Origin of the sequence: uncultured Parabacteroides sp. (assembly GCF_947855115.1) — a bacterium.
Classification (GTDB): domain Bacteria; phylum Bacteroidota; class Bacteroidia; order Bacteroidales; family Tannerellaceae; genus Parabacteroides.
In genome coordinates this window covers 1-11,993 of the sequence record NZ_CANTZW010000036.1, presented here as the reverse complement: position 1 = coordinate 11,993, position 11,993 = coordinate 1, and the positions used below count along the sequence as shown (strand labels likewise).

Below are 11,993 nucleotides of genomic sequence, written 5' to 3'. Positions count from 1 at the left end.
TGTATTCACAAATGAACTATAAAGAAGTAATAGAATCTAAGTATAATCGTGAAGCATGGCAGCAATTACTTCATGACATTTTTAGGAATAAAGTGAGTTTTTGGAGTCGCCCGTCATTGGTACACGTAAATAACCGTTTGGCTAAAGAAGCCTTAAACCTTGGCAAAATATCGCTTACAGATGGCGAGTCTATTGCTATATACGAAGTAGAATTAACAGAGAAAGTAGATATTGAGCGCAACCGTCGTGGCATCCGTGATATGCTTACTTCCGATTGGCGTAGCATGGGGTATGCCGGTGCATTTATGTTCTGCTATCGAAAGAATGAAAGCGTACTTCGCTTCTCGTATGTAAGTGAAACTTGGAGCTTCAATAAGCAAGGAAATTATGAGAAAATATCAACTAACACCAAACGTTACACTTATCTATTAGGCGAAGGTCGTGGATGTCGCACAGCAATAGAACAATTTGGTGTATTGAAAAATAGCAAACAGACACTCAGCGATATTACTGCTGCGTTTTCTGTCGAAGCCTTGACCAAGCAATTCTATAAAGACTTGTTCGAGTGGTATCAATGGGCAATAACCCCGTCTTCCAATGTGTCGTTTCCTAATAATATAACCATAGAAGAGGATGACCGTGAAGATTTAGAAACAAAGATTATCCGCTTGATAACCCGTATCATGTTTGTATGGTTCATAAAGCAAAAAGACTTAGTTCCCGACAGGATATTTGATATTGATTATTTGCAGACCATATTGAAAGAGTTTGACCCTTATAGCAAAAAAGTAGGTAATTATTATAACGCAATCCTTCAAAACCTATTCTTTGCCACGCTCAATCGCGCTATAGAAGACGAACAAGGTAATAAACGTAGATTTGCAGCCAATGTAAAGAAGGACATCAAGACCCTTTATCGCTATGCAGAATTGTTTAGCATTAAGGAGGATGAGGTTATCACCCTGTTTGCAGAAGTACCTTTCCTGAATGGAGGGTTATTTGAGTGCCTTGATAAAACAAGGACGATTGACGGAGTAGAACAGGCATTCAATTATGATGGTTTCAGTCGAAATGACAAACGGTTTGCGGATGGACGTTACCGTAATCGTGCCATTATCCCAAACAATCTTTTCTTTGAACCGGAGAAAGGACTAATATCCATCCTCAGTCGTTATAATTTTACCATTGAAGAAAATTCACCAGAAGAACAACAGGTTGCTCTTGACCCGGAATTGTTAGGAAAAGTATTTGAGAACCTCTTGGGTGCATACAATCCTGAGACAAAGGAAACAGCACGGAATCAAAGTGGTTCATTCTATACACCTCGCGAAATTGTCAACTACATGGTAGATGAAAGCCTTATTGCATATTTGGGTGACACTCCGTTGGTTCGTTCTTTATTTGAAGATGGTTTCACCTTCAATAAAAGTCAGGTTGCTGATTACGATTTGATTGTAAACAAACTAAAAACAATCAAGATTCTTGATCCCGCTTGCGGTTCAGGTGCTTTCCCGATGGGATTACTCAATCGCCTGGTTGATATTCTGCTTCGCTTATCTCCCGAAGAGGATGTGTACAACCTAAAGTTGACCATTATAGAGAATTGTATCTATGGCAGCGATATTCAGAGCATTGCCGCACAAATTACAAAATTACGTTTCTTTATCTCGTTAATCTGCGATTGCGACAAAGATTTGTCGAAACCCAATTTCGGAATTCCTACACTTCCTAATCTCGAAACAAAGTTTGTGTCTGCTAATTCATTAATAGCACACAAGAAACAAGTATCCCATAATCTTTTTGAAGATCCTGAAATCGAGCCGACAAAAGAAGAATTGAGAGCAATACGACACGAGCATTTTTTAGCAAAAACAGCAAACCGCAAAAGTTCGCTTCGTGAGAAAGATAAAGTGTTCCGAGAAAAGTTGGCGAAATTGCTCGCCGATAACAAAGATTTTGCACCAGAAGAAGCTAAACAATTGACTGGTTGGAATCCATATGACCAAAACACTGTGGCAGAGTTCTTCGACCCGGAATGGATGTTTGGAGTTTATGACGGTTTCGATATCGTCATAGGCAATCCTCCTTACATTCAGTTACAAAACAATGGCGGTGAATTAGCAAAACGATATGAGACATGCGGCTACAAAACATTTGCTAAAACAGGAGACATCTATTGCCTCTTCTACGAACGTGGCTATCAATTGCTCAAACCGAATGGACACCTTTGCTATATCACATCCAATAAATGGATGCGTGCAGGTTATGGAGAAAAAACGCGTGCTTTCTTTGCCCAAAATACCAACCCCAAACTGCTCATAGACTTTGCCGGAGTGAAAGTTTTCGAGAGCGCAACTGTTGATACAAACATATTGCTCTTCGCCAAAGCTGCAAACAAACATAAGACCTTATGCGCAGTCACCAACAAACAAAACAAAGATAGCGTTAGGAATTTGAGCGATTTCGTGCGGCAGTGTGGGACAGAGTGCGATTTCAGCGGCTCCGACTCGTGGGTGATTCTCTCGCCTATCGAACAGAGTATCAAGCGGAAGATTGAAGCGGTGGGCACGCCGCTCAAGGATTGGGATATTCAAATCAACTATGGCATTAAAACGGGATTTAATGATGCATTTATTATAAGCACAGAGAAAAGAGATGAAATTCTTGCTAATTGCCAAACGGAAGATGAACGCAAGCGGACGGCTGAACTTATTCGACCGATTCTGCGGGGCAGAGATATAAAGAGGTATGGATACGACTGGGCAAATCTTTGGTTAATTTATATACCCTGGCATTTTCCGTACCAATTTGATAATAGTATAACAGGTGCTTCTGAGAAAGCAGAAAAGGCTTTTAATGAGAAATATCCAGCTGTTTATAATCATATGCTCCAATATAAAGAGTCCCTATCAAATCGAAATAAAGCAGAAACTGGTATTCGTTATGAATGGTATGCTATGCAACGATGGGGAGCTAAGTATTGGGAGGATTTTAATAAGCCAAAAATTGTTTGGAAGAGAGTCGGTTCTATCCTTAGATTTTGTTATAATAATAATGGAGCTTTAGGATTGGATAGTACATGCTTTGCAACAGGTAACAACATTGAATTTATCTGTTGTGTATTAAATTCTCCTATGGGACACTATCTTCTTAAAGATGCTCCTAAAACCGGAACAGGTGATTTACTTATAAGTGTACAAGCTGTTGAACCCATTAAAGTTCCTATGATAACCAAAGAACAGAATTCTATATTTGAAGAAACCTTAAAAGAGTTAATACATTATAATTCTACAGAAAAAGAAAAAGAGATAAGTCATAAAGTCTTTGACTTATATAACCTATCTCATGATGAACAAAAATATATTGAGAACAATTTTACTTAATTTCAATATATCCAATAACTTTACGTTCTTCTTCAGTCAGGCCATACAAATCAAAAAGCATCCTATCTATTGTAGTAGCTTTTTCTCGTGTATAGTTTGACTGAAGATTTGTTACTTCCCTTTTGAAGTCATTATTAATTTCATCAGACACTTTTATTACAGAGATTTTATCGAAAAATATTTTTCTTAACTCACGTGTTCCACCTAACAATTCGGGGAAATTATCTCTAAAACAAAATTTGAACAATGAGGAATTCAAAAAGGCAGTCAAAAATGGAATATGTTTTCCTGTTATCATAAATGATTTATCATTTTGATAAAATCCTTTTTCATCATAATAAAAAGGCATATATTTAGTCATATTGGGATACATAATTTTTGGCTTACTAAAATCCTCCCAATAGCTAATACTATCTTGGGTTTCAAACCACTTATTATTGGTCTTTTTGCGAGCTTTGACTTTCTCTCCATTGACAATATGTGTCTTTCCTGTCTGTTCAAGCCTTTCTATGCCAAAAAATAGTAAGTGTGCTTTTACAGCAGGGTACATTTCTATATCATAGTGGCGGGATGGGAATGTGGCTATGAGATATAATCCAGCCCAGTCATATCCATATCTCTTTATATCTCTGCCCCGCAGAATCGGTCGAATAAGTTCAGCCGTCCGCTTGCGTTCATCTTCCGTTTGGCAATTTGCTAATATCTCATTACGCTTTTCCGTAGAAATGATAAAAGCATCGTTGTAACCAGTCAGTACACCGCGATAGATATTTATATCCCAGTCTTTGAGTGGCGTACCTACCGCTTCAATCTTCTGTTTGATGCTCTGTTCTATAGGAGACAAGATAACCCAGCTGTCACTGCCTGAAAAATCGCACTCCGTTCCACACTGCCGCACGAAATCGCTCCTTTTCATTCTGTCAAGAACTGCCGAATGAAACGGTCGAGCGTATTCCTATCAACTTTACATATTTTCGCAATCTTCCGCTTCGAAACACGAGCTTTTAAGAGTTCATTTATCAAATTTTCTTTTCCATAGAGTTTATACTTGTCTGGCGCACTTCTTCTACCTTTCGGTCTGCCCAAAGTTACACCTTCCGCTTTCTTCCTCGCCAAAGCCTCCTTTGTACGTTGACTGATCAAGTTTCGTTCAATCTCAGCCGACAGACCAAAGGCAAAAGCTAGCACCTTGCTTTGTATGTCTTCTCCCAGCCGATAATTATCCTTTATAGTCCAAACTCTGCACTCCTTTGTCATGCAGATATTTAGAATTTCCATTATCATGAAGAGATTTCGTCCCAAACGGGATAGTTCAGCACAAATAATCAAATCATCTTTTTGAACACGTTTCAACAACTTTCCTAATTCACGCTTGTTATACGATTTTGTCCCACTAATGGTTTCTTCAATCCAACCATCAATTACCAACTTATTGCGTTTACAGAAATTGCTTATCTCAAAACGCTGGTTCTCCACAGTCTGCTTGTCACTACTTACTCTAATGTATCCGTAAATCATAATCCTAAATTTTATATTATTCCTTTTAGTCACTAATTATATGAAAGGATAAGTTTTAGTAAGCAGTGGATCATAGAACAGATTTATTCTTCCTTTGATACGTTTTTATCTATCCCAAACTGATACTGTTCCCTCACCGCCCGATACATGGAATAATGCGCAAAAGCTTCTTTCTTATATTTCAGACTACTAACAGAAGCAGCAACGGCCCACATCAAAATAATGGCTACAATAGCCACAACATATCGAAGTTTAATATGATACCCCCGTACAAACATCCCATTTATATTGGGTGGAATAACGGTTACCGGATGTTTCAGATCATTAATTTGTGCGAGTATTTCATCCTGCCGTTTAAGAATCCTCTCGGTATTGGCTTCAATGCCTATGCGATTTGTGTTGTAATCACAAACATGGATGTAGAGGTAATCTATAATACTGAACTTCTGTTTGAGAAGATCTATCAGTTTTGGAATCCATTTTGAGAAAGGCACATTGTCCGGTCGTTCTTTCCTAATAGACTCCTTCACTATGGATAAAGCATCATTCCAGCATTTACAGAAACTCTTAGCCACGCTATTGTAAACTGTTCTTTCATCAACCTCGGATTGAATGGTTTGCTCTTTCTTTGAAGAGTTTTCATTCAACTTGCCAACAGCTTCTTTTAGTTCATTAATGCTTTGACGCAAATTTTGCAGATTTGCTGCTACTACATCTTCTTTCATTATCTTCTACGTTTTGAGGGTTTATAAAAAGGTTCGTTTCTTTGGTTATCCTTGTTCTTATCATCCCGCCATCCTTGTTCGTTACTAGTTCCTCCGCCAGCACTAGAAACAATTGCTTGGTGGGGTTGCACAATAAGTTCTGTTGCCACATTACCCAATGTTGCACAAAGACGGTTAAAGCTTAGATCTGAATCAAGTTTAGAACCGGCAATGCTAAATTCATCCATGCAAAAGGATATGCCACGAATTTTATCAGAGTTTTCTGCATGATTCAAACGTACATCTATTCCTTTCTCTTTGAGCATACGGAAGAAGTCATACCATGAGCGAGATACCGCCAACGCATCAAGAGTTGAGGTACGAAGATTATACTTCCGTAATTGATGAGGACGCAAACGGCTCTTATTTCTGACTTTACTGTTTTTATGGGCAAAATAAAGACCATACTCCTTTGTCAAAGCACGACAAACTTTTGCATTGCGTATCCGCTCATTGCTGTCAGAAATGAGATTGCCATCATTATCTATCCGATTGAACACTATATGGCAATGTGGATGTTCCGTATCATGATGCCGGGCTATGATATATTGGGTATTGCGAATCCCCATTTGCTCCATCCATTTCTTGGCAATCTCCACCATAAGCGCATTTCCTTTTTCATCATCAGGAAAATGGATGGTGTCTTGCGGAGAGAAAGCAAGTGATACGTGTTTCACCGGACTTTTTACTTTCGGACGCATGGACGCTTGTATCTGAAAAGAGTCGGTTATAGCTTTATTGCTAATAGCACAGACACCTTCGTGCGCCAAAAGTGTGGCACTCTTTTTCTTGTTCTTTTGGTCATTGGCGTAATTCACTATTCCTCCAAAATCTGCCCTTGTTTTAATCTTCGCTATCATGGTTGCTATTCTTTACTTGGGTGATGATTCTACTGACTTCTGATATGATTGAAAAGCATTGTTGCTTCACTGCTTCCAAACCATAGGCGTGCATCTGATGGGCAATCTGGTTGACATTATTGGCTATACCGGAAAGGTCACGAATGGCAGATACCATTTCCGGACTGATGCGCTGACCGACTTTACAGCCCATTGCCGCCTGATGGCAAAATTCATTGACAGACAGTCCTGCCTGTTTTGCTTTGGATTGGATATAGATGTAATCGTTCTCGGTAAACATCACCCGAAAACATTTCGTGCGTTTCTGATAATTCGCCAACTTTGGACGACCACCAAGTTTCTTTTCCTTCATACTTATCTAAACTTTGATGTGCATAAATTGATTTTTTGAGAGTGGCTGTTCTATCCGCTTGCCGCATAGGTTTTAGTGACACTAAAACACAAACTTGCCACTCAAAAAATCTTCCTATATTTACCTTGTTCTATTCGGCTTAGTTTGCCATCTTTGATAAAGGCTTCTATCCATTTGTTTGCCGTACTTCCATTCTCGCCCAAGGCTAAAACCGCCGCATCATAATCCTTCTTCGTGAATGTTTCGGGCAGCATATTATAAAGGGCATACCTTCGTGCATAAACACCAGTTTCTTGTGAAACGGATTGGTATCGTTTGGGCTGATTCCCGGACAAATTGCGATAGATGAATACAGCATGGCAAAGCAAGGTCTCGCAAATACTCATGGCTATGGAATAGTCATATTTATGGCAAATCAATTGTAGAGTTTCGTCAGAGGAAGATGGTTCTTGATGTACATTCTCCAAATGTCGGACAGCGGTCAACACCATCATTATGCGATAGGCAATCAGCCCCATCCGTCGGACTACACCTTGCATCTTGTTATCCACTTCGTCACAGCATTCCTCGTTCACCCGACTGAGATATTCTATAAAGTGTTCCTGTAAATCGGAAGGAATAGAAAAGGAATAATTACCCTGCCGCACAAATTCTTCATGCAGATGGCAGAATTTATCTCCCAACAGCTTGAACATGGCATTCTTGGATTGGGAAATATCATTTGTGGCAAACACGTTTCTTATACCTCTCTTGAAGCGGATAATATAGAAACAGAAACGGCTCATCAGCCCGTTCTCTGCATCAGGTATCAACCTTCTTACCTGTTCGGGAGTTCCAGCCAAAGCGACTGACACTCTTGGATTGCTGACTTCACAATATTCCCTGTCCTTGCGGCGGCTTAAACTGACTAACTCATGGTGAAATGCCTTTCGCAACACATCTGAATAATTCCCATAGTCCGACTTCAAAGTCTGGCTTAACGTGTCACCTTCCGTTTCAAACAACAGCCCGATTCCGTCATTATCCCCCAATATCTTCAAGAAAGAACTTGCGCTACTGTTGGCAGGAACGACAAGCATTCGCATGGGCGGTTCGGTTGGCATAGCCATTCCACCATCTTTCTTTCCTTTGATGTAAGTGTTCATTGCTTCCTTATATTCCTGCTCCAACCGTTTGGAAAGTTCACGCAAATTACGGTTGATGGGAGCTACAAGTTCCCGGCACAAAGCCAATGCCCCTTTCCCCATACCGGCATCCGCTACGACAAACAGATAAAGATTCGGATAAACGATGCGTTCATCGTACACACCACAAACATTGTGAAAGCAGACAGACAAACACACAATCGATCCAAGCAATATCGTATCACGGTCATCCACCGATATGGAATTGCTGACAACCTCATTCAGAAAAGGGGGAAGATGCTCAAACACACATTCTGGAAATGCAGGAAGTTCCTCCTCTGATTTTATCCATTTACCCGTTTTACCATTTTGGATATTTGGCAAAATGGATAAATGTTCTTTGCTGAATGAAGCCAGCGAGATTCCGGCTTGGCTTGCCAGATGGAAGAAAGAACGAATGGTAATGCCTTGTCCTTTGGATTGCAGACAATGTGTATATTGTTTGTCTGCCTCTTCCCTTTGATAGGCAGGGTAAAATCTGCTGATGCGGTGATAATACTTCCGTCCGTTCTCTCCCAATCCGTCCACAAGCGCAAAGCCCAATTTCAACCAATCTTTATAACTGGATGTTATATCAATGGCACGTTTTTCTATTTCCCGAACAACACATTCCACATCTTCCTCCACCTTATTATATATAGGAATAACACTTGGTGTATGCGTTTGCTGCATTTCAAAAGGGACATTCTCCCAATCTTGGGTGGAAAAGATTTTCTTCGACATCATCTTTATATTTAGGGTTAATATATGCTTGCGGGTCGTATGGCAAGAAACAAGAACGGGCTACGTCACTACCGGACATATCCACCAATGGCAAGCCTGTCGCTTTGATGCAGTTGGCGACAGCCTTAAAGTACCGGGAATGTTCCCAACCTTTCAAGTCAACTGGTATTATCCATTTTAATCCATTACCGGACGGACTGACAAATAACAGTTCCGTATCAAAATACTCATGGTTGAGTAACTGTTGCTTTAGTTCCCTAATATCTTCCACATGATCAAAGTCCAGACACATCAATCCGGAGTGCATTATCAATTCCTTTTCATTACGTTTGCGGAATAATCCCGAAAAGGTACAATAGTCAAAATGAGCGGCTTTATATCTTTTGGCTTCGGGGGAAGATAACATCATCCGCAAAGCTTCTGTTTGTGGCTGTGCATAATGCCCAATGATATAACGATACACATCCACAATGCCTACTGCCCTTATCGGTTCGGTGTTTTGGATAGGCTTGCGGAAGAATGAAAAGCAATAGTCCGTCATTCCCGTCATCTGATAATCTTTTTAGATTCGACAAATCGTCTGGCTTCCTCCATCAAGTCATCCTGTGTCTTATGTGATTTGTTCTTCAACCAATCATCTATTTCCGATTGTAAAAAAGCCAACGCTTTATTTATTTTATGTACGGGAATTTGTTTGGATGAAACCCATCCATAAACCGTTTGCTTGGCAGAATGTGACGGCAGATAAGCGCAAAGCTCGTCTATATCCATCCACTTAGGTGAATTGCTTGCCTGCTTATGCTGCAAGGCATTTACTTTGGATTGCAGTGCTTCAACGGACTCAATCAGGTAGGACAACGCATTCGGCATTTCCTCCAATGAATTTACTTTATAAGCCATTTTTTATTCGTATTAAAGTTTATGCCGCAAAAGTATAGGGATGTTTATGGGGGCTAAATAGGTGCTCGACCGCCACCAATCAACCGCTTATTTACCACTGACAGATTTAAGTTTCGTTAATACGAGAATTTATTGGAAGACATAATAAAAGGAGAATAAACCTGCTTTTGAGCCAACACACTCTTTACCGAAAGCCTCTATGCTACAAAATACCCCTCAAAAAGCCGATGCTTCATGAGGGGTAAACGGTGGTAAGTATATGATTGGAATTACATAAGTCATTGGTGCTCAATGGTGGAAGTTTCCACCACGATCTATAAATTCAAATTGTCTATATGCAACGTATTAGCAGCTCTTTCTTTCTGTTCATTTACAATATGCGTATAAACCTGCGTGGTTCTGACATTTGTATGTCCCAACAAAGACTTGATGGTGTATATGTCAACGCCATTTTCCAGCAATAACGAAGCGAAACTATGCCGGCCGCAATGGAAAGTGATGTGTTTCTTGATGCCAGATGCTTCTATCCAGACTTTCAGAGGACGAGAAATCCAAGAGGCATCAGTCAATCCCTCAAAAACGAGAGCTTCGTCATTGCTTGGGCGTTCACCGCATAGCAGGAGAGCTTGTTGGATAACTGGCTTGTAATCGGGTACTTTCGTTTTCCGCTGTACTACGACAGCTTGCCATGTTCCCTTACTCGTCTGCTGAATTTGTTTCCATTTCAAAGTTTGGATATCGCTATGCCGTAATCCAGTGAGAATAGAGAACAAGAACGCACGTTTCAAAACATCATCCTTACAAGGTGTGTCAACCAACATTTGCACCTCATTCATGGTAAGCGCAACACGAGGCTTCTCTATGTTTGTTATTCCCTTTACTTTCGCACTTATATCAACGGTAAGGTATTCATCAATGAATGCCTGTTTCAATCCTGCTTTGAGTATGGAAAAATAGGTTGATGCTGTATTTTGTGAGATAGTACCTTTCTTATTCCCTCCCATTGGGGCACGGAGCAGGAACATCTTAATGTCTTCAAGCAGTTTCACGGAAATCGTCTTGAATGGGATTGGCTGCCCCTGCGAATACATTTTCAACAATTCACCCACACGCCTCCAGTTGACTATAATCGAATCGGAACTATTAGGATGCCGTTTACTGATAATGCAATTGAAGTATTTGATAAAGTCCTGCTCCCCCCGTTCATTTTGTGCAGCGATTTCGTTCTCTTTATCCGTGTACAAAATAGCACTATCATATTCATGCTGCCGCAACTTACGCACATTGTCGGCATAGATACAAGCCTCTTGGTCTATCGTTGAACGGCATTGTATAATTCCATTCAAATCACGCTTAGGCTTGTAGTTGAAACTCCCATCCGGCAAGATCCGAGCGATGGATGACTTGTCCCAAATAGGTGTGGATATAGTTCGGTTAATGGATTCCACCACACGGCTTGCCCGTTTAGAACCTTGCTTGTAAACCGGGTATGATTCTATAATCAGATACCATTCTTCTTTGTATTTTGACTTTCTGAGTTTAACGGTCACTTTAGTATTGGGTAATGCTTTCTTCATAACGACTTGTATAATTTATCAATTTCAGATTTGGGGACATAAACATAATTACCAATTTGGCGTGTAGGAATGGAATGACGGCGAATATGCTTGAAAACGCTACTTTCATTAATATGGAACTTCTCAGCTATCTCTCCGATGGTATAACAGTCTTTCGGCTCAAACGACAATGCTTCTTTCTTTCTCTTTCTACTGACAGCCTTTATTTTAAAGTGTTCATCCATATACTGCCGACTAAGGCGTGTCAGACGATGGCCAAAATTGTATGACGGTATCAAACCTTGCCGTATCATGCGATAAAGTACATCCTTGCTAATGCCGTAAATCAACATAGCCTCTTTTACGGTTAGATACCCCTTGCAGGATAGTATTCGTCTAATCAGTGCTTGGCGTATCGCTTCTTTCTCTTTTGCGATTTGTCTTTTCTTATACGCTCTCTTGGAACAAGCAGGGTTACAATACTTTGACATCAATGTGGGAGGAGTAAAGATTTTACCGCACTCTTCGCAACTTCTTTGAATAGTGTAATTTCCTCTTGGCATATTCTTCTCGTTTTAAATGGTTTATATCAATCTAAGTTGTACCTTATCGCCAAATAAGACGTGTCGCAAACATGTCGCAAATAAGAGATAAAAAAGCCCATAGAAAACGCATAGCAACCATGAACCCCATAAACACAAAAAGCGTGCAACTCATTGAGCTGCACGCTTTTGCTTATTGTTTATTATCTGT

At 40.1% G+C, this 11,993-nt stretch carries 11 protein-coding genes; 1 reads left to right on the top strand and 10 read right to left on the bottom strand.

What is annotated here, in order from left to right:
• Positions 1 to 11: 11 nt before the first annotated feature.
• Positions 12 to 3,383 (top strand): Eco57I restriction-modification methylase domain-containing protein, encoded by a 3,372-nt coding sequence (locus Q0110_RS16475; protein WP_297908943.1) that lies wholly within the window; start codon positions 12 to 14, stop codon positions 3,381 to 3,383.
• Here the strand turns inward: Q0110_RS16475 and Q0110_RS16470 are convergent.
• The 10 genes from Q0110_RS16470 to Q0110_RS16425 form a co-directional block, all read right to left on the bottom strand.
• Positions 3,376 to 4,299, bottom strand: coding sequence for a TaqI-like C-terminal specificity domain-containing protein (locus Q0110_RS16470; protein ID WP_297908941.1), 924 nt, complete (start codon positions 4,297 to 4,299; stop codon positions 3,376 to 3,378). The genes Q0110_RS16475 and Q0110_RS16470 overlap by 8 nt on opposite strands.
• Positions 4,296 to 4,901, bottom strand: a complete 606-nt coding sequence (locus tag Q0110_RS16465) for a master DNA invertase Mpi family serine-type recombinase (protein WP_297908939.1) — start codon at positions 4,899 to 4,901, stop codon at positions 4,296 to 4,298. The genes Q0110_RS16470 and Q0110_RS16465 overlap by 4 nt, the downstream gene beginning before the upstream one ends.
• An 83-nt stretch (positions 4,902 to 4,984) precedes the next feature.
• Entirely contained in the window at positions 4,985 to 5,626 is a 642-nt protein-coding gene (locus tag Q0110_RS16460) for a hypothetical protein (RefSeq protein ID WP_297908936.1), read from the bottom strand.
• Positions 5,626 to 6,525, bottom strand: coding sequence for a relaxase/mobilization nuclease domain-containing protein (locus Q0110_RS16455; protein ID WP_297908935.1), 900 nt, complete (start codon positions 6,523 to 6,525; stop codon positions 5,626 to 5,628). The genes Q0110_RS16460 and Q0110_RS16455 overlap by 1 nt, the downstream gene beginning before the upstream one ends.
• A complete protein-coding gene (locus Q0110_RS16450) occupies positions 6,509 to 6,877 on the bottom strand; it encodes a MobC family plasmid mobilization relaxosome protein (protein WP_297908933.1) in 369 nt (122 codons plus the stop codon). The genes Q0110_RS16455 and Q0110_RS16450 overlap by 17 nt, the downstream gene beginning before the upstream one ends.
• Positions 6,878 to 6,978: 101 nt before the next feature.
• Positions 6,979 to 8,784, bottom strand: a complete 1,806-nt coding sequence (locus Q0110_RS16445) for a DUF3987 domain-containing protein (protein ID WP_297908990.1) — start codon at positions 8,782 to 8,784, stop codon at positions 6,979 to 6,981.
• Positions 8,735 to 9,334: a BT4734/BF3469 family protein gene (locus tag Q0110_RS16440; protein ID WP_297908932.1), complete on the bottom strand. Its 600-nt coding sequence runs from the start codon at positions 9,332 to 9,334 to the stop codon at positions 8,735 to 8,737. The genes Q0110_RS16445 and Q0110_RS16440 overlap by 50 nt, the downstream gene beginning before the upstream one ends.
• Complete coding sequence (locus Q0110_RS16435) at positions 9,331 to 9,684, bottom strand: helix-turn-helix domain-containing protein (protein WP_297908931.1); 354 nt, start codon at positions 9,682 to 9,684, stop codon at positions 9,331 to 9,333. Before Q0110_RS16435 ends, Q0110_RS16440 begins: the two co-directional genes overlap by 4 nt.
• Before the next feature lie 314 nt (positions 9,685 to 9,998).
• Complete coding sequence (locus Q0110_RS16430) at positions 9,999 to 11,261, bottom strand: site-specific integrase (protein WP_297908930.1); 1,263 nt, start codon at positions 11,259 to 11,261, stop codon at positions 9,999 to 10,001.
• Entirely contained in the window at positions 11,258 to 11,803 is a 546-nt protein-coding gene (locus Q0110_RS16425) for a helix-turn-helix domain-containing protein (protein WP_297908929.1), read from the bottom strand. The genes Q0110_RS16430 and Q0110_RS16425 overlap by 4 nt, the downstream gene beginning before the upstream one ends.
• Positions 11,804 to 11,993: the final 190 nt, after the last annotated feature.

Coding starts and splice junctions, on each gene's coding strand:
- Q0110_RS16435 (WP_297908931.1), bottom strand. CDS start 9,684: ATGGCTTATAAAGTAAATTCATTGGAGGAAATGCCGAATGCGTTGTCC.
- Q0110_RS16440 (WP_297908932.1), bottom strand. CDS start 9,334: ATGACGGGAATGACGGACTATTGCTTTTCATTCTTCCGCAAGCCTATC.
- Q0110_RS16425 (WP_297908929.1), bottom strand. CDS start 11,803: ATGCCAAGAGGAAATTACACTATTCAAAGAAGTTGCGAAGAGTGCGGT.
- Q0110_RS16455 (WP_297908935.1), bottom strand. CDS start 6,525: ATGATAGCGAAGATTAAAACAAGGGCAGATTTTGGAGGAATAGTGAAT.
- Q0110_RS16470 (WP_297908941.1), bottom strand. CDS start 4,299: ATGAAAAGGAGCGATTTCGTGCGGCAGTGTGGAACGGAGTGCGATTTT.
- Q0110_RS16450 (WP_297908933.1), bottom strand. CDS start 6,877: ATGAAGGAAAAGAAACTTGGTGGTCGTCCAAAGTTGGCGAATTATCAG.
- Q0110_RS16460 (WP_297908936.1), bottom strand. CDS start 5,626: ATGAAAGAAGATGTAGTAGCAGCAAATCTGCAAAATTTGCGTCAAAGC.
- Q0110_RS16475 (WP_297908943.1), top strand. CDS start 12: ATGAACTATAAAGAAGTAATAGAATCTAAGTATAATCGTGAAGCATGG.
- Q0110_RS16465 (WP_297908939.1), bottom strand. CDS start 4,901: ATGATTTACGGATACATTAGAGTAAGTAGTGACAAGCAGACTGTGGAG.
- Q0110_RS16445 (WP_297908990.1), bottom strand. CDS start 8,784: ATGTCGAAGAAAATCTTTTCCACCCAAGATTGGGAGAATGTCCCTTTT.
- Q0110_RS16430 (WP_297908930.1), bottom strand. CDS start 11,261: ATGAAGAAAGCATTACCCAATACTAAAGTGACCGTTAAACTCAGAAAG.